Below are 23,711 nucleotides of genomic sequence, written 5' to 3'. Positions count from 1 at the left end.
CAGCGAAGTCCGTCTACCCGGCTGGCGGAGTCCTGTGAAAGTGAGCCACGCCACGCCGCGGCATGCGCCCCCCGCCAGTCGCTTGACAGGGCATATGTGGGACGACGTATGTTCATCCAGCCATCTAGTCCGCTAGATGTATCGGTGCTCAATGGCTCGACGTTTCACGTCTAGCTCACTGAGCGCCGGAGCTGCGCCCCCCTTGCCGGGGGCGCGATTCGCCGGGAGCTGGACCGCCTCGGCCGTGGGCTGGGGGACGGGGGTCCGCAGCCCACGGGGGGCGGTCAGCTCGCCGGTGAACCCGGTCGGCGTAAGAACCCTTACGCCGACCGCGGCTGTTGCGCCGTCGGAGATCCGGGGTTCATCGCAGCGTGAGCGCGGTCTCGGATTCGACGCGGGACAGTTTCTCCGGGTTGCGGACGTAGTAGAGGCCGGTGATGCGGGCGTCCTCGACACGGATCGCCAGGACACCGTCGATCTCCCCGTCCAGGCGCAGGACGAGCGCCGGGTTGCCGTTGACCAGGGTGGGGTCGCTGGTGAGCGTGGCCCCCTTCTTGCCGGCGCCGCCGATGATGAAGCGGGCCACCTTGTCCGCGCTGATGATCGGCCGCGGCGCGGCCTGCTTGATGCCGCCGCCGTCGCTCACCAGGACGGCCTCAGGGGCCAGTACGGCAAGGAGGCCCTGCAGGTCCCCTGTTGAGAGCGCGCGCCGGAACGACTCCAGGACCGCCCGGGTCTGGCTCGGGGAGACCACCTCGCGAGGACGCCGGGCATCGACATGCCGGCGCGCGCGGTGCGCGATCTGGCGGACGGCTGCCGGGCTCTTGCCGACGGCCGCCGCGATCTCCTCGTAACTGACATCGAAGGCCTCGCGCAGCACGAAGACGGCGCGCTCCGTGGGCGAAAGCGTCTCGAGGACGAGCATCATCGCCATCGACACGCTCTCGGCGAGCTCGGCGTCCTCGGCCACGTCCGGCGCGGTGAGCAGCGGTTCGGGCAGCCACGGGCCGACGTACGCCTCCTTGCGGCGGCTCATCGTACGCAGCCGGTTGAGCGCCTGCCGGGTCGTGACCCGGACGAGGTAGGCGCGCTGGTCACGTACCTGCTCCAAGTCGACCTCGACCCACCGCAGCCAGGTCTCCTGGAGGACGTCTTCCGCGTCGGCCGCCGATCCGAGCATCTCGTACGCGACGGTGAAGAGCAGGTTGCGGTGGGCGACGAACGTCTCGGTCGCCAGGTCGGTGGCGTGGTCGCTCATGTCTCGCCCTCTCGTTCATTGACAGGTGTTCGATCTGATCATGTGTGCGGTGCGATCGGCAGCGGGGGACAGCGGCGTCCGCAGCAATCAGGGCGCCGCCGCCCCGGCTGCTCGTTCAGCGGGTGGCCGGGACCTCGCCGCGCTCGGCCTCCAGCAGAGGCCGGCGCTTGGGGTCCTTGGCCCAGGCCCACTTGAACGAACCGGGCTTGCTCGCCTCGTCGGCCAGCTGCTTGACAGTGCCCCGGCATATCAACTCCTTGAGCTTCGCGGCAGGGCGACCGTCGAGGTGGAGCCTCATCGCGGTGTCATTCCTGCGTGCGACCTGGAAGATGCCGGTCCGGCGCCCCAGACTGATGCACTGGCCGACGAACCCCAGGGCGATCGGGGCAGGTTGCTCACCCGCGATCCGGTTGAGCACCGTGTCGGCGGCGTGCCCGCCCAGCGGCCCGGCGGCCTGGCAGCTCATCCTGAACGGCAGGTCCGACGGCGCCGCCGAATCCCCGGCCGCGACGATGCGTACGTCGTCCACGCTCGTCAGCGTCTCGTCCGTGCGCAGGCGGCCCAGGGCGTCGGTGCTCAGCCCGCTGCGCGCCGCCAGGTCCGGGACGCCGAATCCGGCGGTCCAGATGGTCACCGTGCTCGGGAGCTGTCGGCCATCGGCGAGCTGCACGGCATCGCGCGTCACCGCCGTCACCTTCGCGCCGGGGCCCTCGAGCACGGTCACACCGAGTTCGGCCAGCCGCTCGGCGACCGAGCGCCGACCCCGCGGGTGCAGGTACGGGCCGAGCACGTCGCCGCAGACCAGGGTCACGGTCCGGCCCGCCTCCGCCAGCTCGGCGGCGGTCTCGATGCCGGTCGGACCGGCCCCGACCACGGTCACCGGAGCCGCGGCGGGAGCGGCGCCGACGATCTGCCGCAGCCGCTGCGCCTCCTCGAGGTCGGCAATGGGGTGGGCGAACTCGGCCGCTCCGGGCACGCGCGGGTCGGCGCTGCCGCTGCCCACCGCGTAGATCAGGTAGTCGTAGCCGACCGTGCCGCCGCTCGCGAGCGTGAGGCTGCGCCCGGCCGCGTCGATCCGCGTCACGGTGTCGACCACCAGACCGACGCCCTGGGCCAGCACGTCCCGGTAGTCGACGACCGCGTCGTGGGACCCGCCCACCACCTGGTGCAGGCGGATCCGCTCGACGAAGGCCGGGCGCGGGTTGATCAGAGTGACGGTCACGTCGTTGCGCTGCGTCAGTCGATTGGCCGCCATGACCCCGGCGTATCCGCCGCCGATCACGACCACCTCGGTGTTCCCAGTCCCGGTCACGGTGTCTCCTTCGTTTCTTGGCTTCGGCCTCAAGACACCGCGCAACCGGTCGTTGTGACACCGTGTGAGGCGGATCACTCCCTGGGGTGGGCCGGGCTGCTGGGCTGAGACACGGCCCCCAGGGTTCCGGTCGCGGATCCGGGCGGCGACGACCGATGAGTTTCTCCGTGACCCGCAGTCATAGATCATGGTTGGTGCGCTACAGACGCCGCGAGTGCGGTCGCAGCGTGCACCGACGCGACCTGCTGAGAACCAGACACGAGACTCCGAGGAACCTGAGATGCGTACCCTGATCAGCACCGCCTTCATCTCGCTCGACGGCGTCGTGGAGGCGCCGGGCGGCGAGCCCGGATACCGGAACTCCGGCTGGACCTTCAAGGACATCGAGTTCCTCCCCGAGGCCTTCGAGATCAAGGGCCGCGAGCAGACGGAAGCCACCGCGATGCTGCTCGGCCGGACCAGCTACGAGGCCTTCAGCCCGGTGTGGCCCGACATGGCGGACTTCGCCGACTACAAGGTGATGCCGAAGTACGTCGTCTCCACCACGCTCACCGAGGACGACCTCGTGACGAACTGGGGCGAGACCACCATCCTGCGCTCGCTCGACGAGGTCGCCGCGCTGAAGGAGACCGAGGGCGGCCCGATCATCGTCCACGGCAGCGCCACCCTGAACCAGAACCTTTCGGACGCCGGCCTGATCGACCGCTACCACTTGCTCGTCTTCCCGCTCCTGCTCGGCGCGGGCAAGCGCCTGTTCAGCGCGACGGACAAGGACGCCCAGAAGCTGAAGCTGGTCGAGCACGAGGCCTACGCCAACGGCCTGCAGAAGAACGTGTTCGACGTCGTCCGCTGACGGGGCGCCCGAGGGTGGTGCCGGTCGAGAACCCCGGACCCGTTACTGGCCCACCCTTCCGTCGATGCACTCGCGCAACAGGTCGGCGTGCCCGGAGTGACGGGCGTACTCGTCGATCCGGTGCACCATCAGCTCCCGAATTGCGATCCCGTCCTTGCCCACACGTGCGCTCAGGTCCGGGTGCTCGGCCAGCGCGGCGTCGGTCGCGGCCTGCTCGCGCTCCAGATCGGCGTACGCGGCGTCGACAACGGCCTGGTCGGCGACCGCGCCGTGGAAGTCCGCGTCCTTCGCGCCGTACAGCTTCGGCAGCGGGTCGCCGTCGGTGATCCAGTTGCGCCAGTCCCGTTCCACCTCGGCGAGGTGCCGGAGCAGGCCGAGCAGCGACATCGTCGAGGGCGGAATCGACCGGCGGGCCAGCTGCTCCGCCTCCAGACCCTCGCACTTCATCCGCAGGGTCATGCGGTAGTTCGTCAGGAAGTCCAACAGCGTCGCAAGCTCGCCCTCCGGACTGTCCTCGTTGTTGCGGAGGTCGTCGTCCGGGTCGGCCCACATGTCGGGGTAGACGGTGGCCTGGGTCCATCGCGCGGGTTGTTCGCTCATGCTGTGCATGATCGTCTCAGGCGGCCCGAGTCCGCTACCGACTTCCTGCTCCCGGACAGGCATCAACCGCAGAGCCGGCCCGTGCCGAAACTGCCGGTCCCGTGCCGGCTGTCAGTGGTTCTGGGACATGTGGGCGAGGACTTGGGCGGCACTGTCGGGCGCGAAGGCGCTGTCGATTCCCTCGGCGGCGCCTTCGGCTGCTTCCCTGGAGCGGGGCAGCAGAAGGTTCTCGTAGGCGCGGACGGCGTCGTCGACGGCGGTGTTGTCGATGAGGGCTCGGGCGAGGTCGGCGCCGTCGAGCATGGCGAGGTTGGCGCCCATCCCGGAGAACGGCGACATGAGATGGGCGGCGTCGCCGAGGAGGGTGAGGCCGGGGGTGCGCCGCCAGGCGTGCGGGACGGGCAGGGCGTACAGAGGCCTGTTGACGTACCCGGTGTCGGTGGCGGTGATGAAGCCGAGCAGGTCGCGGCTCCAGCCGGTGAACTCCTCGAGCAGCGCTTCACGGACGGCGCCTTCGGCGGCCAGGTCGACGCCGGCCTTCCGGTACCAGTTCTCGTCGGTGCGCATGCCGATGTAGACACGGATGTGCTGGTGGCTGTTGCGCTGGGCGACGAAGCCCCGGTTGTCGTCGAGGGCCATCATGGTGCCGTCGCCGGTGAGGGAGGCGAGTGCGGGGTGGCGGGTGTCGGCTTGGTCGAGGCCGGTTTCGACGAAGGTGACGCCGGTGTAGACCGGCGTTGCATCGGAGAGCAGGCGGCGGACCTGCGACCAGGCGCCGTCGGCTCCGATGACGAGGTCGGCCTCGGTGGTGGTGCCGTCGGCGAAGTGCAGGCGGTGGTGGGTGCTTGCGGTGAGGGGTTCGACGTGCGCGAGCTTGTGGCCCCAGTGCACGGTGCCGGGATCGAGTGAGTCCAGCAGGAGGTCGCGGAGCTGACCGCGGTCGATTTCCGGATTGCCGTCTTCGGTGCCGGCCTCGGGCGGTACGGCGTCGAACAGGACGCTGCCGTCGCGGCCGACCAGGCGCATCTGCCGGCCTTCGGGGCGGGCCAGTGCCAGGAAGCCTTCCAGCAGTCCGGCTTGGCGCAGGGCGTCCTGGCCCGAGTCGGGGTGCATGTCGAGGGTGCCGCCCTGGCCGCGGGCGGAGCGGGAGGCGTCCCGTTCGTGGACGGTGGCGGCGATGCCGTGCTGTTGGAGGATCCGGGCGCAGGTCAGGCCGCCGGGTCCGGCGCCGATGATCGCGATGCGGGGCGCGCTGGAGTTGGTCATGGTGGTGCTCCGTTCCGGAGGCTCGGCAGGCAGGAGAAGGGAACGCTGCGGCCGGGCAGTGCCACGCGGCCGAGCCGTTCCAGAAGAGCACGCTCGATCCAAAAGTGCAACAACACAACTTTTGAAGCTGCTTAACCTAAGGGTGTAGGGTCGAGGTATGAGCGAGAAGACCGCGAACCACATGCCGCCGGGGCGCCGCGAGCGCAAGAAGGCCGCCACCCGGCAGTCCCTGGCCGATGCCGCTCTGCGCCTGTTCCTCGAACGCGGCTACGACCAAGTCGGCATCCGCGACATCGCCGACGCGGCAGACGTGTCCACCACCACCCTCTTCAAGCACTTCCCCGTGAAAGAGGCACTCGTCTTCGACGAGGACGCCGACCAGGAAGAGCGGCTGCTGGCCGCCGTACGCGACAGGCCCCAGGGTCAGTCGGTCCCCGCGGCCCTGCGCGAGCACGCGCTGCGCCACCGGGTCGGAGCCCGGGACGACGACGCGGACTTCGCCGCCTTCGTCGAACTCGTGGAGAGCACCCCGGCCTTGCGCGACTACGCCCAGAGCATGTGGCTGCGCCACGAAACCGCGCTCGCACACGCCATCGCCGAGGCGGCCGGAGCTCCCGCCGACGACCCGCACTGCGCGGCGCTCGCCCACTTCGTCCTGGAAGCACCCCGCACTGCCCACGGACGCGCCGACGGCCGCGAAAGGGTGGCGCGCGCCTTCGACCTCCTCGAACGGGGTTGGAACGGCGTCAGTCCCGGAACCTGAGGCACGACCTCCTCGGCCGCGCGGATGGCGTCTTCCCGGACTGTTGACCAATGCATCGGCCGTCAGACGGGCGCAAACGGGTGTGGTGATGGTTTCCGGGTGGACGGCTGGTCGTTATGGGGACAGGAAGGAGGTCCGACATGCCAGCACAGGGACCTGCGAAACAACCCACGGCCGAGCTCGACGCCCGCTACAGCTCCGCGCTCAACCCCCGCCCGGGTGCCGCGGACGTCACCGCGACCGAATGGGCCGAGGCGCAGCGGCAGTTGGAGGCAGCCGAGATCTTCTGGGTTTCCACGGTGCGACCCGACGGCCGGCTGCACGTCACGCCCGTAATCGCCACCTGGCACGACGGGGTGCTGTACTTCTCGACCGGTGCGGGGGAGCAGAAGGCGAAGAACCTCGCTCATGACGGGCACTGTGCGCTGACCACCGGGGGAAACTCGCTCACCGCAGGGCTCGACCTCGTGGTCGAGGGCGCGGCTGAGCCGGTCGCCGATCCGGCGGTGCTGGAGGAGGTGATCGCGGCGTACGAGGCGAAGTACGGAGCACACATCACCTCGGCCGAGGGCACCTTCCACGGGATCGGCGATGCGTTCAGGAAGGGGGACGCGGTGGTGTTCGCGGTGGCCCCGACCACGGCGTACGGCTTCGGTCGGGACAACGGGGTCTACAGCCACACGCGATGGGCGTTCTGAGCAGCAGGGTCCCACGGAGCTGAGGGTGGGCCTTTGGGCTGGGCGGAACCCGGAGCCGGCCCCGTAGCGCCGCGTCATCAGTGCATCAGTGCATCAGTGCATCAGCAGCGGCTCCGGCCCCGTCTCGGGGGCGAGGCCGTGGCGGATGTACCACTCCGTGCCCATGACGCGCCGCCGGACCTCGGGTGCAAGGGCGGCGATGCGGCCCGGGGCGGCTCCTCGGTCCACCTCGCTGCGGTGGGCTGCGATGGCGGCCAGCTTCTGCTCGACCCAAGGGCTGACGTCGACGGCCGTGACCATCTCGTCCGGGACGCAGTACGCGCTGTCCACCGCCGTACCCGGTCGGAGGAGGTATCCGCCGAGGGCCTGGGCGGCTGAGCGGGGGTGGGTGGCGAGGTGGAGGGCCGCCGGGTGCCAGGGATCTCCGGCAGCCGGGTACAACCGGCCGAGGCCGGCCGCGTGGACGGCGAGGACCGCGATCCTGTGGGCGTGCATGTGGTCCGGATGCCCCGTCAGGCCCCCGTAGGCGTCGTTGGTGATGACGACCTGCGGCCGGAACTCCCTGATCTGGGCCACCACGGCGCCCACCGCCTCGTCCAGCGGGGCCTCGCAGAACCGTGGCCGGCCCGGGGCCGAGGACGGGACACGGGCGTCGGCGTAGCCGAGCAGTCGGGGCGCACCGGCACCGAGGATCTCGACGGCATCGGCAAGTTCGGCGGCACGCCCGGTCCCGGCCGTCCACGTCGCGGTCACGACCGCGGTCCGGGCGCCCGCAGCGGCATTCCGGGCGAGGACGCCGCCTGCGAACAGGGCCTCGTCGTCGGGATGCGCGAAGAACGCCAGGACGCTCGGCACCGGCATGAGGAACCACCTTCCAGCGAGTCGGAACGCGCACTGCCACCATCGGGAGTGATTCTGCGTCACCTGGAGGAGCAGGGCGAGACCCGACGAGCCCACCGATGTGGCCGACCGGGTCATCCCCGCGAGTGCCGGGAGTGGTGCACGTGGTGCGCGCCCCGTTCCTACGTCGTGCGGGTGAAGGCGCGGCGGTAGGCGCGGGGCGGGACTCCCCGGCGGCGTACGAACTGTTCGCGGAGGACCGCAGCGCTCCCGTATCCGACCTGGCGGGCGATCTCCTCGACCGGGAGGTCGGTGGTTTCGAGGAGTTCCTCCGCCCTGCTCAGTCGCAGGCTACGCAGCCACGCGTGCGGGGTGGTGCCCGTCGCGGCGGTGAAGCGGCGGGCGAAGGAGCGTTTGCTCATCATCGCGCGGCGGGCCAGTTCCGTGACGGGCAGCGGCTCGTGGAGGTGCTCGCGGGCCCAGCCGAGGACCTCGGCGAGCCGCTCGTCCTGGCCGTTCTCGGGGACGGGCGCGGCCAGGTACTGGGCCTGTCCGCCGTCGCGGTGGGAGGGCAGCACCATGTCCCGGGAGACCCCGTTGGCCAGCGCGGCGCCGTGCTCCCGCCTCAGCAGGTGGAGGCACAGGTCGAAGCCCGCCGCGGCCCCCGCGCCCGTGACGATGCTCCCTTCGTCGATGTAGAGCGCGTCGGGTTCCACGGTGACGTCCGGGTGGCGGCCGGCGAGCAGTTCGGCGAACCGCCAGTGGGTGGTCGCCCGCCGGCCGTCGAGCAGGCCGGCGGCGGCGAGCGCGAACGTGCCGACGCAGTGGGCCGCGACCACGGCTCCGCGCTCGTGCGCCGCCCTCAGCGCGTCGAGTACCGCGGGGGCGGGTGGGGTACGGAATGCGGCCCCGGGCAGGGCGATCAGCAGATCGGCGTCCGCGAGCCGGTCCAGCCCGTGCGCGATGGAGAGCGGTACGCCGCAGTCCGTGGGCACCGGTCCGGGCCGGTCGGCGCACAGGGCGAAGTCGAAACCGGGCAGCGCCGCTCCGTGGGGACCGAACACCTCGGTGACGATGCCGACGGCGAGCATGCCGACGCCGGGAGGGACGTACGCGGCAACGGTCTTGAAAGGCGGCACGGTCGCAGTGTGGCACACGGTTGGCACAAATCCTGCGATGAGAGGCAGCAGTGCCACTCGTGAACTCCCGCCGCCCCCGGCAGGATTGAGGCCATGACAGACGCACCGCTCGGCCGCAGCGCCGCATACAAGGTCCTGACCACCGGCTACGTGGGCTCCACCGGCCCCGGGGTGGCCGCGACCGTCTCCTACGTACACGACGCAGGACGGCACGTGATCTTCGACCCGGGCATGGTCGCGAGCCACGACGACATCCTTGTCCCGCTCGCGGAACTGGGCCTCGGCCCCGAGGACATCACCGACGTGGTGCTCAGCCACCACCATCCGGACAACACCATGAACGTGGGCCTCTTCGGCCGTGCCCGGGTGCACGACCACAAGGTGGAGTACCTGGGTGACCAGTGGACGAACCGGGACGCGGAGGGGTACGAACTCACCCCGTCGCTACGGCTGATCCGCACCCCGGGCCACAGCCACGAGGACATCACGCTGCTGGCGGGCACGGACTCGGGCGTGGTGGCCTTCGCCGGCGACCTGTGGTGGCACGCGAGCGGCCCGGCGGACGACCCGGTGGCCCCGGACCGCGAGGTACTGCGCGCCTCCCGACTGCGGGTGCTGGCCGCGGCGGACCTGATCGTTCCCGGCCACGGCAGTCCGTTCAAGGGCGACGACACCACCCCGCGTTAGGCGCATCGAAGCGGGTGCCCGCCTCGGACCGGGCATGGTCGAGGAGATGGCCGACGCCGTCGCCGTGAGGGCGGCGACGGCTCTCGGAGAAGGGGCCGGGCAGGTCAGGGGCAGCTGATACGGATGTCGCCCGGGTCGGTGGTGCAGGTGTCGGTGCCGGTTCCGCCGTTGGCGGTGTCGTTGCCCGGGACCGAGTCGGTGGTGGTGAGGCGGTCGTTGCCGTAGTAGCCGGTCAGGGTGTCGTTGCCCGGGCCGCCGTTCAGGGTGTCGTCACCGAAGCCGCCGTCGATGTCGTCGTTGCCGTAGCCACCGTGGACGGTGTCGTTGCCGTAGCTCGCGCGGACGGTGTCGTTGCCGCCGAGGGCGCAGATCACGTCGTTGCCGAAGCCGCCGTTCAGCGTGTCCGCACCGCTGGTGCCGATGATCGTGCAGCCGCGCGAGTTGTTCACCGAAGTGGTGGCGGTGGCCCTGTTGTTGGTGGTCACGGGGTCCTGCTGGGTGGCGCTGACGTTCGCCGTGTTCGTGACCGTGCCGGTGGCCCGGGGCTCGGCCGTCACCGTGACCGTCGCGCTCGCACCCGGGGCCAGTGAGCCGAGGGCGCAGTTGGCCCCGGTCGCAGTGGTCGTACACGTGCCTTGCGAGGGAGCGGCCGAGGTGAGGCTCACACCGGCTCCGGAGAGCGTGTCCGTCAGCGTGACGCCGGTCGCGGTGGCGGTGGAGGCCGCGGAGTTGGAGACCGTCACCGTGTACGAGGCGCGGTCGCCGATGCTCACGGCGGCCGTACCGGTCTGCGTCACCGACAGGTCCGCGCTCGGCGGCGGGGGCGGCGGTGTGCCGTCGCCGCCCTGGTAGCGGGCGAGGGCGAAGGCGTAGCCCGCCCCGTAGCCCGCCGCGACGATGTTGCCGTCCGGCTGTACGAGCACCCCGCGGGCCTCGTCCCAGTCCAGGAAGCCCGTGACCACGAAGCCGTCGCCGCCGAAGCCGGTGTCCACCGTGCCGTTGGTGTTGAAGCGGGCCAGGCCGAAGTCGTTGGCCTCCTGGCTGTTCGGGTCGTCGGCCTGCCCCGCGGTGACGATCTTGCCGTTCGCCTGGAGCGCCATGGCGTTCGCGCCTCCGCCGTCGCCGGGGAAGTGGACCGAGGTGCGCCCGCCGGTACCGAAGCCGGCGTCGGGGCTGCCGTCGGCGTTGTAGCGCAGCAGGGCGACGCCGACACCGCCGGATCCCGCGGCGACGACCTTGCCGTCCGGCTGCACCGCCACGGCGTTGCCGAACTCGGTGCCGCCGAAGTCCGCGGTCACCATGCCGTCACCGCTGAAGGTGGGGTCGAGGCTGCCGTTGGGCAGGTACCGGGCCACGCCGATGTCGAAGGCGGTGTTGCCCACGTACCCGACCGAGACGATCTTGCCGTCCGGCTGGAGGGCCATGCCGCGGGCAATGCCGCCGACGTCCTGGGGCGAGGTGGGCGTGAACCCCGCGACCACCGCACCGTCGCCGCCGAGGCTCGGATCCAGGTTTCCGCCGGCGTCGAGGCGGACCAGCGCGAAGCCTCCGCCACCGCCCTTGCCCGCGGCGATGATCTTGCCGTCGGGCTGCACCGCCACGTCCGCGCCGTCCGCCGACCCGCCGAACTCGTCGACCCGCATCAGGCCGCCGTCACCGAAACCCGTGTCCGGACTGCCGTCGGTGTTGTAGCGGGCCACGGAGAAGAAGCAGCAGCCGCCGCCCTCTTCCGCGACCACCTCGGTGGTGCCCGCCACGACGATCTTCCCGTCCGAGGGCTGGATCGCCACCGCGTTGGCCGAGTGGCTGCCGCCGCCGAAGTCGCTGGTCACCGTGCCGTCTCCGGCGAAGGCGGAGTCGAGGCTGCCGTTGGTGTCGTAGCGGGCGAGCGCGAAGCCGCCCTCGCTCAGGCCCACCACGACCAGCTTGCCGTCGGCCTGCCGCGCGATGTCGTGGCCCTCCGCGAACCCGGGGAAGGAAGTGACCACCCGGCCGTCGGCCCCGAACGCCGGATCCAGATCGCCGGGTGCGGCCAGCGCGGCGCCGGGCAGCGCGAGTACGAGCGCCAGGCCGAGCGCGGCGGCCAGCGTCCCCGTCGTCCTGCCCGGCCTGCGCCGCCACCGTTGCGCGGCTCTCAGGTGTGCGTGGGTCATGGGCGTACGAACCTCCGGCCTCGCGGGGTGCAGGGAGCAGCGCACAGCTTCGTGCCGCTACCCGCCCACGTCCCCACGAGCCGTGCCGTACTGCGCCCACTCGGCCCCGGGAACCACCCCCGCGGGGGAGCGCACGGCGGTGATCGGGATCCCGTGCCGGCCTGCGGCCTGCCCCGTGCCCCACACTGCGCGTCAGCAGGGGTCAGGCATCAGGTGGCGCCGCGCGGATCGGCGTTGGAGTGGTGGCAGGCGGTCCGCCGCCATCGGCGATCAGGACGCAGTTCCGGCGGCTGCCCGGTTCGAAGCGCGACCAGGGAGTGCTCCGCCGCGGCCTGCTGCTCCGAACGGCTTGCGCCGCACCCGCTGCTGCCCAAGCTCGGGGCTGACCGAAGCGGCCGCCCGCGCCGGCAGGCTGCGACGCCTCCCGGCCCGGCCCGGGCCGGGAGGCTGTGGCTCAGTCCTCGCCGTCCAGGCGGAAGCCGACCTTCAGGCCTACCTGGTAGTGCGCGACCGTGCCGTTCTCGATGTGGCCCCGTACCTGTGTGACCTCGAACCAGTCCAGGTTGCGCAGCGTCTGGCCCGCCCGGGTGATCCCGTTGTGGATGGCCTGGTCGATGCCCTCGGGGGAGGTGCCGACGATTTCGGTCACCCGGTAGGTGTGGTTGGACATGGGGTCTCCCGACGGTGGGTGCTTGTGCCTCGTTCTACGGTGCCCCAGTAAGTCCGTCTCCGCGAACTTTGTGTGAACAGTCCCGAGCGAAAGGCTCTTGACCCACCCATTGGTCTATGCCAATTTCAAGCCATCTGAGATCCATCTGAGATCGATCCCCAGAAGGTGACCCCCTCGTGAAGATGCGCCTCCTCGCCGTGTGCACCGCCCTCGCCGCCGCGACCGCCCTCACCGGCTGCAGCGGGCTGGAAGGATCGGCCGAAGGGACGCAGAAGGTGACGCTCTGGCTGATGAAGGGCAGCGCGTCGGAGGACTTCATCACGAAGTTCACCGCCTCCTTCGAGAGGGAGCACCCCGGCGTCGACCTCGACGTCAAGATCCAGGAGTGGACGGGAATCGGTGAGAAGGTCAACGCCGTGCTCGCCGGCAAGAGCAGCGAGAGCGCCGACGTCATCGAGGTCGGCAACACCCAGGTCGCCCAGTACATCGAGGCCGGCGGCCTGTCCGAACTCACCCTCGAGGGCCTGCGCGAGTGGGGCAACAAGGACTGGCTCAAGGGCCTCTCCGACCCGGGAAGCATCAACGGGGCGCAGTACGGGATCCCCTGGTACGCCGCCAACCGCGTGGTGATCTACAACAAGGACCTCTTCGCGAGCGCCGGGATCAAGACCCCGCCCAAGAACCGGCAGGACTGGATCCAGGCCACCCAGAAGCTCGACAAGGGCGACCAGCAGGGCATCTACCTGGCCGGGCAGAACTGGTACGTCCTCTCCGGGTTCATCTGGGACGAGGGCGGCGACCTCGCCGTCGAGACCAGCGGGCAGTGGGCCGGCACCCTCGACGACGAGAAGGCCCTGGCCGGCATGGAGTTCTACAAGCAGCTGCAGGCCCTCGGCGACGGCCCCAAGGACGCCGACGAGGAGACGCCCCCGCAGTCCGAGGTCTTCGCCCGCGGCCAGGTCGCCCAGATCATCGCCCCGCCCGGCCAGGCCGCCGCGATCGAGGCCGCCAACCCCGCGCTCAAGGGCAGGCTCGGCTTCTTCCCGATCCCCGGCAGGACCTCCGACAAGCCCGGCGCCGTCTTCACCGGCGGCTCCGACCTGATCATCCCCGAACGGACGAAGCAGCGGGCCCGAGCCGTCGACGTGATCACCGCGCTGGTCAGCGAAACCTGGCAGACCGAGCTCGCCCGCACCATGAGCTACGTACCGAACAAGACCACCCTCGCGCACGTGGTCGACGGCAACGAGGGCGCCGCGAGCATGGCGCCCGGAGCCGCCCAGGGCCGGGCCACCCCGAAGTCCGCCCTCTGGGCCCAGGTCGAGGCCGAGAACCCGATCAAGCCCTACATGACCGCCGTACTCACCGGCCAGGACCCCCGGCAGGCCGCCAAAGCGGCCTCGGAGACGATCACCAAGGTCCTGGGCGCCGACCGCTGAGCCCGCCGAGTTCAGCGTTCGCACATCCAAGTGCCGCTGAGCGGTCATGTCGAATCCAGCCGGTCACGGAAGAAGTAAAGGAGCCAGGCCACCACACCTGCCGGCCTGGCCTCCGTGCCCGGACCAGGAGCCGCCATGACCATCGCCCCTCTGTCCCCGTCCACCCTTCCCCCCACCGTGCCCCCCACCGTCACGGCCGCGGCCGTCCCCGCCGCTGTCACCCCCGCCGCCGCCCCCGCCGCGGCACCCGCCGCCCTCCCCGCCACCCCCCACTACGCCGTCCGCCTGGCCCGCAGCGAGGACGAGGTACGCGCCGCCCAGCGGCTGCGCCACCAGGTCTTCGCCGGCGAGCTCGGCGCCCGCCTCGACGGACCCGAGCCGGGCCTGGACTCCGACGCCTTCGACGCGTACTGCGACCACCTCCTCGTCGTCGAGGAGGAGACCGAGCAGGTCGTCGGCACCTACCGGCTGCTGCCCCCGGAGCGCGCCGCCGTCGCCGGCCGGCTCTACTCCGAGAGCGAGTTCGACCTCTCCGCCCTCGCCCCGGTCCGCCCCGACCTCGTCGAGGTCGGCCGCTCCTGCGTCCACCCCGACCACCGCAACGGCGCCGTCATCGCCCTGATCTGGGCCGGACTCGCCCGCTACATGGACAGCTCCGGCCACAACTGGCTCGCCGGCTGCTGCTCGATACCGCTCGCCGACGGCGGGGTCCTGGCCGCCGCCACCCGCGAGAGCGTCCTCACCCGCAACCTCGCCCCCGAGGAGTACCGGGTCACCCCCCACCTCCCCTGGAACCCCGAGGGCATCACCTTCCCGGCGCGCATGGAGCTGCCCCCGCTGCTCCGCGGCTACCTGCGCCTGGGCGCCTGGGTCTGTGGCGAGCCCGCCCTCGACGCCGAGTTCGGCTGCGCCGACCTCTACGTCCTGCTCTCCCTGCGGCGCACCAACCCGCGCTACCTCAAGCACTTCCTCTCGCTCGCCCCGGCCGCATGAGCGTCTGGCTGCCCACCTCGCCCTGTACCCCCGAGGCCTGCGCCGGCCACGAGGGGGACAGTGCGAGCGCTGCCCGCGCGGTGCTCCGGCTCACCGCCGCAGTCGCCCTGATCCTGCTCGGGATCCTGGGTGCCCCGCCCGTCCGGCTGCTCCCCGCCCGTCCCCGCCACGCGCTGGTGCGGGCCTGGGCGACCGCCCTGCTCCAAGCCTTCGGCATACGGGTCACCGTGCACGGAAGTCCCGGCCCGGACGGCGGCCGCCTGATCGTCGCCAACCACATCTCCTGGCTGGACATACCGCTCGTCGCCGCCGCCCTGCCCTGCCGGATGCTGGCCAAGAGCGACATCCGCGACTGGCCGGTGCTCGGCCCGCTCTCCCGGCAGAACGGAACCCTGTTCATCGAGCGGGACCGGATCCGGGCCCTCCCCGACACCGTCGAGAGCATCACCCGCGCGCTGCTGGCCGGCGACCGTGTCACCGTCTTCCCCGAGGGCAGCACCTGGTGCGGGCGCGCCCAGGGCCCGTTCCGGCGGGCCGCCTTCCAGTCCGCGCTGGACGCCCGGGTGCCCGTACAGCCCGTCCAGCTCGCGTACCGGCTGCCGGACGGCAGCCTCGCCGCGGCGCCCGCCTTCGTCGGGGACGATCCGCTGACCGCCTCCCTGTGGCGGATCGCCCGGGCCCGCGGGGTGCGGGCCGAGGTCCGGCTGCTGCCGCGGATCCCGCCGGGCCGTCACACGGACCGGCGGGAGCTCGCGGCAGCGGCTCAGGCGGCGCTCGCCTCCGACTCCGTCCCAGCCTCCTCACTGCTCGCAGGGGTGCCGGCCCAGCCGGGCGCGCCGTCGGCCACCGCCAGGGACAGCGCGAAGCGGCCCTCGGCGTCCGTCCACCACTGTGTCAACTCCAGCCCCGCCTCGGCGAGTTCCTTCCGTACGCCCTCCTGACGGAACTTCGCGGAGACCTCCGTCAGGATCTCCTCACCCGCCGCGAACGGCACCACCAGATCCAGCGCCCGGACCTTCACCACCAGTTCGGACCGGGCCCGCAGCCGCATCTCTATCCACTCGTGCTCCCGATTCCACACCGCGACGTGCGCGAAGTCGTCGGTGTGGAAATCCGCGCCCAACTCCCGGTTGACGACGGCAAGGACGTTCTTGTTGAACTCGGCCGTCACCCCTTGCGCGTCGTCGTACGCGGCCACCAGGACGGCCTCGTCCTTCACCAGGTCCGTCCCCATCAGCAGGGCGTCCCCGGGCGACAGCATCGCCCGTACGGAGGCCAGGAACGCGGCGCGCTCCGGCGGCAGCAGATTGCCGATCGTGCCGCCGAGGAACACCACCAGCCGCGGGCCGGGAGCCGGCGGCAGTTGCAGCGGCTTCGTGAAGTCGGCCACCAGGGCGTGCACATGCAGGCCCGGGTGCTCCGCGAGCAGCGTCTCGGCCGCCCCCTCCAGGGCGCTCCCGCTCACGTCCACCGGGATGTACGTGTCCAGCGCGGGCATCGCCTCGATCAGGTGCCGGGTCTTCTCCGAGGAGCCGGAGCCCAGCTCCACCAGCGTGCGCGCCCCGCTCGCCGAGGCGATCTCCCCGGCCCGTGCCAGCAGGATCTCCCGCTCGGCGCGCGTCGGATAGTACTCCGGCAGCCGGGTTATCTCCTCGAACAGTTCACTGCCCCGGGCGTCGTAGAACCACTTGGGCGGCAGCACCTTGGGGGACACCGTCAGTCCGTGCAGGACGTCCGCGCGCAGCGCGGTCTCGGCGGAGTGCTCGTCGAGGGTGCGGGTCAACTGGAAGTCGCTCACTGGGAGGTCTCCTTCAGCGGGGTCAGGACGACCCGTGTGCCATGGGTGGTCAGCAGGGTCCGGTCGGGTACTTCGCACCAGCGGGGGTCGTCGTCGTACGGCTCGGACGCCACCACGATGCGCTGCGCCGCGGTGTCGGCGGGAGGTGCCGTGTCGGCCGGACGCGCCGCACCGGCGGGATGTGCCCCATCGGCCGGATGCACCGTGTCGGCCAGGTACCAGAGCGAATCGCCCCAGGCCGTCGCGGCGATGCCGGTGCCGTCGGTCAGCAGCAGGTTCAGCCGGGAGTCGGGCGAGGCCGCCGCGAACTCCCGCACCGGCTCGGCGAGCGCCGTGCCGAGGTCGTCGCCGCGCCGCAGCCGGTGCAGCACCAGCGCCCAGATCAGCGCCGAGTCCGTGCCCGCGGCCAGCGACAGCAGTTCCGCGGGCGGCAGGGCCGCCGCGAGCGGCGCCACCGCGTCCGGCCAGTCCCGCACCGCGCCGTTGTGGCTGAACAGCCACGGCCCGGACGCGAACGGCGCCGCCGCGGCCTCTCCGTCCGCCCCGAACACGGTGGCGTCCCGTACGGCGGCCAGCGCGGCCCGCGTCCGTACCACCCGGACCAGATCGGCGAAGTTCATGTCGCCCCAGATCGGCCCGGCCCGCCGGTAGCGGGCGGGGACCGGGTCGCCCTCCGCGTACCAGCCGACGCCGAAGCCGTCGGCGTTGACCGTGCCGTGCCGCTGCCGGCGCGGCTCCCAGGACTGCCGTACCAGGGAGTGCTCCGGTTCGCTCAGCAGCCGGGCCAGGGGCACCTCCGGCCCCAGGAACGCGATATGCCGGCACATCAGACGTCCCTCGCGGTCCGGAAGCCGGAGAAGATCTGCCGGCGCACCGGCAGGTCCCAGTTGCGGAAGGTGCCCCGGCAGGCCACCGGATCCACGGCGAACGAGCCGCCGCGCAGCACCTTGTGCTCCGGTCCGAAGAACACCTCCGAGTACTCGCGGTACGGGAAGGCCCGGAACCCCGGGTACGGCAGGAAATCGGAGGACGTCCACTCCCACACGTCCCCGATCAGCTGGCGCACGCCGAGCGGGGACGCCCCGGCCGGGTAGCTGCCCGCCGGGGCGGGACGCAGATGGCGCTGGCCGAGGTTGGCGTGCGAGGGGGTCGGGTCCTCGTCGCCCCAGGGGTAGCGGGTGGAGCGGCCCGTGGCCGGGTCGTGCCGGGCGGCCTTCTCCCACTCCGCCTCCGTGGGCAGCCGCCGACCCGCCCAGCGGGCGTACGCGTCCGCCTCGTACCAGCTGACGTGCAGCACGGGCTCGTCGGCGGGCACCGGCTCGGTCACGCCGAACCGGCGGCGCAGCCACTGCCCGGCCTCCCGGCGCCAGAACAGCGGTGCCTCGATCCCGTGCCGGCGTATCTGCTCCCAGCCTTCGGCGGCCCACCAGCGCTCGTCCCGGTAGCCGCCGTCCGCGATGAACGCCTGGTACGCGGCGTTGGTCACCGGCACCGTGTCGATCCAGAACGGCCCGGTGTCCCGGGTGTGCGCGGGCCGCTCGTTGTCCAGCGACCACGGCTCGGCCGACGTGCCCATCGTGAACGGGCCGCCGGGCACCAGGACTTCGGGTGCGGGCGGGGCTGCGCCCTGCGGCGGATCCGGATCCGGGGCGGTGAGCACCGGCCCGCCCCGGCGCAGTTGATGGGTGATCAGCATGGTCTCGTCGTGCTGCTGTTCGTGCTGGGCGATCATCCCGAAGGCGAAACCGTCGTCCAGCAGCGCGGAGCCCTCCAGTGCAGTGCGCTCCAGCAGGTCGAAGACCCGGCCGCGCACCTCGGCCGTGTAGCGCCGGGCCTCCGCCGGCCCCAGCAGGGGCAGGTTCGGCCGCTCGGAGCGCGGATGCCGGAAGGCGTCGTAGAGCGGGTCGATCTCCGGGTGCAGGGACTCGTGCCCGGCCACGTTGCGCAGCAGCCAGAGCTCCTCCTGGTTCCCGATGTGCGCCAGGTCCCACACCAGCGGGGACATCAGCGGGGAGTGCTGTTCGGTGAGGTCCCGGTCGCTCACCGCGTCGGTGAGGAGCGCCGTACGGGCGCGGGCGGCGGTCAGGGCCGCGAAAGCGCGCCCGCGCAGGTCTGCGGGGGAACGGTCCGCGGGCGTCGGGTCCGTGTGCGTCGGGTTGGCGTGCGTCGGGTCCCCGGGTAGCGGATCCGTGTGCGTCCGGTCCGCGGAACCGGCGGAAGGTGATGCGGTCATGAGCGGGCCCCCGTCCCGGTGAGCTGCAGGAATCCGTCGTCGGCCGGGGAGCGGCCGCGGAGTACGAAGCGTTCCGTGAAGGCGCCGACCACGTCCTGGACGTGCCGGCTCGCGCCGAGCCGCGGCAGCGCCTCGGCGGCGGCCCGGAAACAGGCGGCCGCGGCCGTGCGCAGCTCCGGACCGGCCAGGCCGTGCCGTGCGGCGGACTGCCACAGCGGGTTGCGCGGTGCGGGCCGCGACCCGTGCGTGTCGGCAAGCGCCTTCGCCACCCGGTACGCGCTCTCGGCGGCCTCCGGGTCGTCGAACAGCGCGTGCACGACCGCCACCGGGACCAGCCAGCCGTCGTCGCCGGGCTGGGCGTCGATCATCCGGAACTCGAGGTGGCCGCGCGGGCGCACCGGTGGGAACAGCGTGGTCAGGTGGTACTCCAGGTCCTCGGCGGTGGGCGCCCGTAGGCCGTCCGGGCCCCGGGTGCCGTCGGCGCCGTCGCCGGCCCGGAGCCAGTCGCGGAAGGTCAGCCCGCGGGGGGCCGCCCAGGGGCCACCGTCGTGCGACCGTACGCACATCACCTCGGTGTCCAGCGCGTGCCGGGTCCACCCGGCCCGCGGTTCGGCGTCCGGCGGCGGGGCGAGCGCCCGCCGGGCGTCGATGTCGCTCCAGATCCCCTGGCGGGAGCACCGCCAGCCGGCGTACGGGCCTTCGTGCGCGGGGGAGTTGGCGAAGGCCGCCACGAACACGGCGCCCAGCAGATGGGCCAGCCGCCAGCGCCGGCCGTAGCCGAGGGGGCCCGGTTCCTCGTACCCCGCGTCCACGCAGACCTGCACGGAGGCGGAGGAGCACATCATGGCGCGGCCGGCCGGGCCGGTGCGGTCGAAGTGGACCTCCATCGCGTCGTAGCGCGGGCTGGACAGCAGCCGGCGCAGTGGCAGACGCGGATCGCGGCCGCTCCCGTGCAGGACCAGGCCCTGGGATCTCAGGGCGGACCGTACGGCCGCGAGATCGGCCTGCAGGCCGTCCAGGCAGCCGGAGAGGGAGGGGGCGGGAGCCGAGCTGAGCTCGAGCTGACCGCCGGGCTCGATGCTGAGCCGGGAATTCAGGGGCAGGGCGCGGGCCGCATCGTGCGCGGCGCTGAGCCGCTCGGGCGGAAGTATTCGACCAGGCCGCTCCGCGTCCAGTACGAGCCATTCGAGCTCGGCGCCGAGGGTGCGGGGCGGGCCGGTCTTGAAACAGATGCCGTGGATCAGATCCTCGGCGGCGGTCTCGCTCAGCGCGGCTGAGGCACCCGGTGTCTGAGGGGTGGGTGGTGCAGGTGAGTCCAGAGGCATGGACGGGTCTCCTGTCCAGTGTTGTGACTTGACCATGCCTACCCGTCCTTGTCGACCTGAAAGGTGGAAACGGGCCACCGCGCGGAAAAATCTCTGGCCGCGGGTGAACCGCACTGCCGATGATGGCGACGTGAGCAGCAGATTGCGCGAGATCGCGCGGGAGAACGCAATCATCGTGGCGGCCGGTGGATACCGGACGCGGTCGGGGCGGCAGGTCTCCCTCGCCGCCGCCCTGGCGGAAGCCCGGGCCGGAACCAGGATATATGGGCCAAACCGGGTCATTCCAGACGAAAACCTCCCCGCTGGGCGCTGTGAAACGGCTGTCGAGGTCACGGGGGAGAGCAGCACGGTCGCAGCCCGTAGGCTCGCCGCGGACGGTCCGGCGCCGGTCTCCGGGGCTGCGGTGGCCGTCCTGAACTTCGCCTCGGCCCGCAATCCCGGGGGCGGCTACGTCCGCGGGGCCAAGGCCCAGGAGGAGGCGCTGTGCCGCGCCTCGGCCCTGTACGAGACCCTGCTGGAGGCCCCGGAGTACTACGAGATCCACCGCGCGGGGCGCAGCACCTTCTACACCGACCGGGTGATTCACTCGCCCGGGGTGCCCGTCTTCCGCGACGACCGGGGCGAACTGCTGGACACCCCCTTCCGGGCGGGCTTCCTCACTTCCCCGGCACCGAACGCGGGCACCATCCGCCGCCAGGAACCGGAGCGCGCCGCCGAAATCCCGGCGGCACTGGCCCGGCGCGCGGAGCGCGTCCTGGAGACGGCGACACTGCACGGCTACCCGCGGCTGGTGCTGGGGGCCTGGGGGTGCGGGGTGTTCCAGAACGACCCCACGGAGGTCGCGGAGGCCTTCCGGGCACTGCTGGCGGGGCGCTTCGCGGGGGTCTTCGAACGGGTGGTGTTCGGGGTTCTGGACCGCAATCCGGGGCCCCGGGAGGCGTTCGAGCGGGCTTTCGCGGGGTTCGGGGGGTAGCGGCGGTGCCGGTTCAGGGGCGGCGGGGCCGAGGGGGTGGCGGGGGAGGGCCGGGTCGGGCCGGGTCGGGTCCTGCCTGGTCCTGTCGGGCCAGGTCGTGCCGGGCCTGCCGGGTCGGGCGGACGCCGGGCCGGGTCGTGCCGGTCGTGCCGGGCTGATGTCGGTGAGGCCCGCCATACTCGTCGTGTGACCGACCCGGATGCGCTGTTCGACCACATCGCCGCCGACCTCGCGCCGCGCGGCGTCACCGTGGGCGCCATGTTCGGCGCGCGCGCCCTCAAGGCCCACGGGAAGGTCTTCGCCTGCCTCAACGGCGATGCCCTCGCCGTGAAACTCGGGGTGGGCACCCCGGCACACACCGAGGCCCTGTCCCTGCCCGGCGTCGAACTCTTCGACCCCTCCGGGGCGGGGCGCCCCTTCAAGGACTGGGTCGCCCTGCCCGCTGCGCAGGCCGGCGCCTGGCCGCACTACGCCGAGACCGGGCTGGCCGGCCTCGGCGGCTGATCTGCGGCCACGCCCGGCCGGCTACCGCCAGCCGTAGCGCTCGCGGAGCCGGTTCACGACCAGCTGGAAGCGGCCCCGGTCCAGGGCGCACGCCTCGCGCCGCATGCCCGCCTCGTGCACGCGCAGCACCCGGTCCACGTCGACCCAGGACTCCCGCCCGGCGTTGTCCCACGGCCCGGTCCCGATCGGCACCCACTCCCGGTCGTTGTCGTGCTGCTTGCTGGACAGCTGTACGGCGAGCAGCGTCCGCCCGCCCGCCTCCCGGGCGACGACCAGCACCGGGCGGTCCTTGCCGCGGCCGTCGTTCTCCTCGTAGGGGACCCAGGTCCAGACGATTTCGCCGGGGTCCGGATCGCCGTCCTTGTCGGGCGCGTACTCGGTGCGCACCGGCCCGATGGCATGCGGATCGGCCTCGGTGGTGGCGGTGGCCCCGCCGCGGCCGGGCTGCTCGATGGGGTCGGAGCTGTGGTGGGAAAGTGCCGTCATTCGGGTGAGGTTACTGGTTCGTGCCCCCGCGGCGCGGCAGCGCCGGTCAGTCGGTCAGTCGGTGACCAGGGCCAGGACGAGGCCGTCGTAGCCCTTGCTGCCGACGGTCTGGAGGGCGGTGGCGGTCAACCTCGGGTGCTCGGCGATGAGTTCGGTGAACCGGCGGACGCCCTGGACACGCGGGTCGGTGCTGTCGGGATCGACGACGGCGCCGTCGCGGACGACGTTGTCGCCGACGATGATGCTCCCGGGGCGGGTGAGCTCGAGGGCCCACTTCAGGTACTCCGGGTTGGACGGCTTGTCGGCGTCGATGAAGACGAGGTCGAACGGGGCCTGGCCCTTGAGCTCGGGCAGCAGGTCGATGGCCCGGCCGCGCCGGATGTCGACGACCTCCTCCAGCCCGGCCCGGGCGATGTTCGCGGCGGCGACGTCGGCGCAGTGCTCGTCGACCTCGAGCGTGACGAGCCGCCCGCCGGCGGGCAGGGCCCGGGCCAGCCAGATGGTGCTGTAGCCGCCGAGCGTGCCGATCTCGAGGATGGTGCGGGCGCCGTGGATGCGGGCGAGGAGATTGAGCAGCTTCCCCTGATTCGGAGCCACTTGGTGCGCGGGCAGCCCCGCGGCATCGGAGTCGACGTTCGCCGCGGCCAATGCCTCGTCCTCTTCGACGAGCAGCCCGCCGAAGTAGTCGTCGACGGCGGTCCACGTCTGCTGATGCTGAGCCATGAGTGCTCCCGCTCTCGTTTGCTTTTCGCTCTCGTTGCGAGTTGGTTCCCAAAGGAAACGTACACGAGATCGGGGATCTTTCAACGGGTTGTTGAGGGAGTGGGGGCGGGGTGGGGTGGGGTGGGGTGGGGTGGGGTGGGGGCGGGTGGGGGTGAGGTGGGGTTGCTGGGTCGAGGGTGGAGGGGTTGGTCGGGAGCGTGGGTCGGGAGGCCCTGGGCGGGGTTGGAAGCACCGGTCGGCATGTCTGGGCGGGGTTCGTGTACGCGGCGACGGAACGGCTGGCCGGGACATCCGGGGCGGGGTCTGTCGACTCGGTGTCGGTGTGTGTCCGGGGGCTTCCCGTCAGTCCACTGTCCTTCCGTGTCGTGCCGGTCCCTCAAGGGCGCTCCTCCTTCGTCGTCGCGTCGCTACGCGATGGCCTACGGCCACCCTTGACCGACCGACCCGCCCCGGAAAGACAACAGACTGCCGGGAAGCCCCCGAAGGATGGCCGGGGGGTTCAGGGTTCCGATCAGCCCAGATCAGAGATGCCGCCCGGCGGCCTCTGTCCATCCGGACCCAGCCCACCAGGAGCACCGATCCGGGCCGGTGATGGGGCCGCGGGGAGGGGGAGGCCCCCTGAAGGGCCCAGATGAAGCCTTTCCGGTTCCGGGAAGGGTCAACCTGCACCAGACAGCGGCCAGATGCCCATGCCGGTAGGGGCGGGCCCGCGGACGCCCCAGATCGCTACGCGCTTCTCTCTGCGAGGCGGCCGACGGCCGTCTGGGGCCGGACATAGGCCGCCCAGACGCCCCCCATGGGCGGCCTTTCGGGCGTCTGCACGCTGTTTGGGGCGAAAAGAGGGCGAGAGGGAGCCTGATGCCGGATTTCTCAACCCCTCACTACGGCAGGCACCCATTCAGCTCCCAACTGGGCGCCAAAACGGGACAAACAACTCGCAGTCGCATGCCCGGCCGCCCCGTGCCGGTCGTGGGCGGCCTATGCCCAGCCAAAGACCG

At 72.0% G+C, this 23,711-nt stretch carries 22 protein-coding genes and 1 pseudogene; 9 read left to right on the top strand and 14 right to left on the bottom strand.

The features are described 5' to 3' along the window. Nucleotides 1-361: 361 nt before the first annotated feature. Both OHT74_RS06360 and OHT74_RS06355 read right to left on the bottom strand, forming a co-directional pair. Nucleotides 362-1,258, bottom strand: coding sequence for an RNA polymerase sigma-70 factor (locus OHT74_RS06360; protein ID WP_328619645.1), 897 nt, complete (start codon nucleotides 1,256-1,258; stop codon nucleotides 362-364). Between the two features lie 115 nt (nucleotides 1,259-1,373). Continuing rightward, a complete protein-coding gene (locus OHT74_RS06355) occupies nucleotides 1,374-2,513 on the bottom strand; it encodes an NAD(P)/FAD-dependent oxidoreductase (RefSeq protein WP_443047692.1) in 1,140 nt (379 codons plus the stop codon). A 337-nt stretch (nucleotides 2,514-2,850) separates the two neighbouring features. Between OHT74_RS06355 and OHT74_RS06350 the strand changes: the two genes are divergently transcribed. Further along, nucleotides 2,851-3,423, top strand: a complete 573-nt coding sequence (locus OHT74_RS06350) for a dihydrofolate reductase family protein (protein ID WP_266998500.1) — start codon at nucleotides 2,851-2,853, stop codon at nucleotides 3,421-3,423. 42 nt (nucleotides 3,424-3,465) lie between these two features. On the opposite strand, the gene OHT74_RS06345 is transcribed toward OHT74_RS06350, so the two are convergent. Both OHT74_RS06345 and OHT74_RS06340 read right to left on the bottom strand, forming a co-directional pair. Further along, a complete protein-coding gene (locus OHT74_RS06345) occupies nucleotides 3,466-4,032 on the bottom strand; it encodes a DinB family protein (RefSeq protein ID WP_266998501.1) in 567 nt (188 codons plus the stop codon). A 102-nt stretch (nucleotides 4,033-4,134) separates the two neighbouring features. Further along, entirely contained in the window at nucleotides 4,135-5,289 is a 1,155-nt protein-coding gene (locus OHT74_RS06340; RefSeq protein WP_328619643.1) for an FAD-dependent oxidoreductase, read from the bottom strand. 157 nt (nucleotides 5,290-5,446) lie between these two features. Between OHT74_RS06340 and OHT74_RS06335 the strand changes: the two genes are divergently transcribed. Together OHT74_RS06335 and OHT74_RS06330 are read left to right on the top strand one after the other, a co-directional pair. Continuing rightward, nucleotides 5,447-6,052, top strand: coding sequence for a TetR/AcrR family transcriptional regulator (locus OHT74_RS06335; protein ID WP_328619642.1), 606 nt, complete (start codon nucleotides 5,447-5,449; stop codon nucleotides 6,050-6,052). A gap of 140 nt (nucleotides 6,053-6,192) precedes the next feature. Continuing rightward, complete coding sequence (locus tag OHT74_RS06330) at nucleotides 6,193-6,750, top strand: pyridoxamine 5'-phosphate oxidase family protein (protein WP_266998504.1); 558 nt, start codon at nucleotides 6,193-6,195, stop codon at nucleotides 6,748-6,750. 93 nt (nucleotides 6,751-6,843) lie between these two features. Here OHT74_RS06330 and OHT74_RS06325 read toward each other — a convergent pair whose 3' ends face one another. Continuing rightward, a complete protein-coding gene (locus OHT74_RS06325; protein ID WP_266661472.1) occupies nucleotides 6,844-7,611 on the bottom strand; it encodes a PIG-L deacetylase family protein in 768 nt (255 codons plus the stop codon). A gap of 161 nt (nucleotides 7,612-7,772) precedes the next feature. Then, nucleotides 7,773-8,681 (bottom strand): GlxA family transcriptional regulator, encoded by a 909-nt coding sequence (locus tag OHT74_RS06320; protein WP_328623264.1) that lies wholly within the window; start codon nucleotides 8,679-8,681, stop codon nucleotides 7,773-7,775. Between the two features lie 141 nt (nucleotides 8,682-8,822). On the opposite strand from OHT74_RS06320, the gene OHT74_RS06315 reads away from it, so the two are divergent. Next, nucleotides 8,823-9,416, top strand: a complete 594-nt coding sequence (locus OHT74_RS06315; protein ID WP_266661470.1) for an MBL fold metallo-hydrolase — start codon at nucleotides 8,823-8,825, stop codon at nucleotides 9,414-9,416. Nucleotides 9,417-9,520: 104 nt separating this feature from the next. Here the strand turns inward: OHT74_RS06315 and OHT74_RS06310 are convergent, their stop codons facing one another. Next, nucleotides 9,521-11,569: a calcium-binding protein gene (locus tag OHT74_RS06310; RefSeq protein ID WP_328619641.1), complete on the bottom strand. Its 2,049-nt coding sequence runs from the start codon at nucleotides 11,567-11,569 to the stop codon at nucleotides 9,521-9,523. 454 nt (nucleotides 11,570-12,023) lie between these two features. Then, a complete protein-coding gene (locus OHT74_RS06305; protein WP_266661466.1) occupies nucleotides 12,024-12,239 on the bottom strand; it encodes a dodecin in 216 nt (71 codons plus the stop codon). 176 nt (nucleotides 12,240-12,415) lie between these two features. Here OHT74_RS06305 and OHT74_RS06300 point away from each other — a divergent pair, with 176 nt between their 5' ends. From OHT74_RS06300 to OHT74_RS06290, 3 genes and pseudogenes are all read left to right on the top strand, one after another. After that, complete coding sequence (locus tag OHT74_RS06300; protein WP_328619640.1) at nucleotides 12,416-13,678, top strand: extracellular solute-binding protein; 1,263 nt, start codon at nucleotides 12,416-12,418, stop codon at nucleotides 13,676-13,678. 135 nt (nucleotides 13,679-13,813) lie between these two features. Then, nucleotides 13,814-14,671, top strand: a complete 858-nt coding sequence (locus OHT74_RS06295; protein WP_266661461.1) for a GNAT family N-acetyltransferase — start codon at nucleotides 13,814-13,816, stop codon at nucleotides 14,669-14,671. Continuing rightward, nucleotides 14,668-15,195, top strand: a pseudogene (locus tag OHT74_RS06290) (lysophospholipid acyltransferase family protein); the annotation flags it as partial. The gene OHT74_RS06295 and the pseudogene OHT74_RS06290, both read left to right, overlap by 4 nt. A gap of 239 nt (nucleotides 15,196-15,434) precedes the next feature. Here the strand turns inward: OHT74_RS06290 and egtD are convergent. From egtD to egtA, 4 genes are read right to left on the bottom strand one after another with little or no spacing between them, the layout of a single operon-like run. After that, nucleotides 15,435-16,469, bottom strand: a complete 1,035-nt coding sequence (gene egtD, locus OHT74_RS06285) for an L-histidine N(alpha)-methyltransferase (RefSeq protein ID WP_266661459.1) — start codon at nucleotides 16,467-16,469, stop codon at nucleotides 15,435-15,437. Continuing rightward, nucleotides 16,466-17,296 carry an ergothioneine biosynthesis protein EgtC gene (gene egtC / locus OHT74_RS06280; RefSeq protein ID WP_266661457.1) on the bottom strand — a complete coding sequence of 277 codons (831 nt, stop codon included), beginning with the start codon at nucleotides 17,294-17,296 and terminating at the stop codon, nucleotides 16,466-16,468. The genes egtD and egtC overlap by 4 nt, the downstream gene beginning before the upstream one ends. After that, nucleotides 17,296-18,702, bottom strand: coding sequence for an ergothioneine biosynthesis protein EgtB (gene egtB, locus OHT74_RS06275; RefSeq protein WP_328619639.1), 1,407 nt, complete (start codon nucleotides 18,700-18,702; stop codon nucleotides 17,296-17,298). Before egtB ends, egtC begins: the two co-directional genes overlap by 1 nt. Continuing rightward, nucleotides 18,699-20,027, bottom strand: coding sequence for an ergothioneine biosynthesis glutamate--cysteine ligase EgtA (gene egtA, locus OHT74_RS06270; RefSeq protein ID WP_328619638.1), 1,329 nt, complete (start codon nucleotides 20,025-20,027; stop codon nucleotides 18,699-18,701). Before egtA ends, egtB begins: the two co-directional genes overlap by 4 nt. 130 nt (nucleotides 20,028-20,157) lie before the next feature. Between egtA and OHT74_RS06265 the strand changes: the two genes are divergently transcribed. Together OHT74_RS06265 and OHT74_RS06260 are read left to right on the top strand one after the other, a co-directional pair. Further along, nucleotides 20,158-21,000, top strand: coding sequence for a TIGR02452 family protein (locus tag OHT74_RS06265; RefSeq protein WP_328619637.1), 843 nt, complete (start codon nucleotides 20,158-20,160; stop codon nucleotides 20,998-21,000). Between the two features lie 186 nt (nucleotides 21,001-21,186). Then, complete coding sequence (locus OHT74_RS06260) at nucleotides 21,187-21,504, top strand: hypothetical protein (protein WP_328619636.1); 318 nt, start codon at nucleotides 21,187-21,189, stop codon at nucleotides 21,502-21,504. A gap of 21 nt (nucleotides 21,505-21,525) precedes the next feature. Here the strand turns inward: OHT74_RS06260 and OHT74_RS06255 are convergent, their stop codons facing one another. Both OHT74_RS06255 and OHT74_RS06250 read right to left on the bottom strand, forming a co-directional pair. Further along, complete coding sequence (locus OHT74_RS06255) at nucleotides 21,526-21,990, bottom strand: type II toxin-antitoxin system PemK/MazF family toxin (RefSeq protein WP_328619635.1); 465 nt, start codon at nucleotides 21,988-21,990, stop codon at nucleotides 21,526-21,528. A 54-nt stretch (nucleotides 21,991-22,044) separates the two neighbouring features. Further along, nucleotides 22,045-22,713: an O-methyltransferase gene (locus OHT74_RS06250; protein WP_328619634.1), complete on the bottom strand. Its 669-nt coding sequence runs from the start codon at nucleotides 22,711-22,713 to the stop codon at nucleotides 22,045-22,047. Nucleotides 22,714-23,711: the final 998 nt, after the last annotated feature.

It is taken from the genome of Streptomyces sp. NBC_00354, assembly GCF_036106915.1.
Taxonomy (GTDB): domain Bacteria; phylum Actinomycetota; class Actinomycetes; order Streptomycetales; family Streptomycetaceae; genus Streptomyces.
This window is presented reverse-complemented; position numbering and strand designations above follow the sequence as displayed.

Coding starts and splice junctions, on each gene's coding strand:
- egtB (WP_328619639.1), bottom strand. CDS start 18,702: ATGACCGCATCACCTTCCGCCGGTTCCGCGGACCGGACGCACACGGAT.
- egtC (WP_266661457.1), bottom strand. CDS start 17,296: ATGTGCCGGCATATCGCGTTCCTGGGGCCGGAGGTGCCCCTGGCCCGG.
- OHT74_RS06310 (WP_328619641.1), bottom strand. CDS start 11,569: ATGACCCACGCACACCTGAGAGCCGCGCAACGGTGGCGGCGCAGGCCG.
- OHT74_RS06250 (WP_328619634.1), bottom strand. CDS start 22,713: ATGGCTCAGCATCAGCAGACGTGGACCGCCGTCGACGACTACTTCGGC.
- OHT74_RS06325 (WP_266661472.1), bottom strand. CDS start 7,611: ATGCCGGTGCCGAGCGTCCTGGCGTTCTTCGCGCATCCCGACGACGAG.
- egtA (WP_328619638.1), bottom strand. CDS start 20,027: ATGCCTCTGGACTCACCTGCACCACCCACCCCTCAGACACCGGGTGCC.
- OHT74_RS06315 (WP_266661470.1), top strand. CDS start 8,823: ATGACAGACGCACCGCTCGGCCGCAGCGCCGCATACAAGGTCCTGACC.
- OHT74_RS06305 (WP_266661466.1), bottom strand. CDS start 12,239: ATGTCCAACCACACCTACCGGGTGACCGAAATCGTCGGCACCTCCCCC.
- OHT74_RS06320 (WP_328623264.1), bottom strand. CDS start 8,681: ATGCTCGCCGTCGGCATCGTCACCGAGGTGTTCGGTCCCCACGGAGCG.
- OHT74_RS06330 (WP_266998504.1), top strand. CDS start 6,193: ATGCCAGCACAGGGACCTGCGAAACAACCCACGGCCGAGCTCGACGCC.
- OHT74_RS06335 (WP_328619642.1), top strand. CDS start 5,447: ATGAGCGAGAAGACCGCGAACCACATGCCGCCGGGGCGCCGCGAGCGC.
- OHT74_RS06355 (WP_443047692.1), bottom strand. CDS start 2,513: ATGGCGGCCAATCGACTGACGCAGCGCAACGACGTGACCGTCACTCTG.
- OHT74_RS06360 (WP_328619645.1), bottom strand. CDS start 1,258: ATGAGCGACCACGCCACCGACCTGGCGACCGAGACGTTCGTCGCCCAC.
- OHT74_RS06295 (WP_266661461.1), top strand. CDS start 13,814: ATGACCATCGCCCCTCTGTCCCCGTCCACCCTTCCCCCCACCGTGCCC.
- OHT74_RS06255 (WP_328619635.1), bottom strand. CDS start 21,990: ATGACGGCACTTTCCCACCACAGCTCCGACCCCATCGAGCAGCCCGGC.
- OHT74_RS06340 (WP_328619643.1), bottom strand. CDS start 5,289: ATGACCAACTCCAGCGCGCCCCGCATCGCGATCATCGGCGCCGGACCC.
- OHT74_RS06345 (WP_266998501.1), bottom strand. CDS start 4,032: ATGCACAGCATGAGCGAACAACCCGCGCGATGGACCCAGGCCACCGTC.
- OHT74_RS06350 (WP_266998500.1), top strand. CDS start 2,851: ATGCGTACCCTGATCAGCACCGCCTTCATCTCGCTCGACGGCGTCGTG.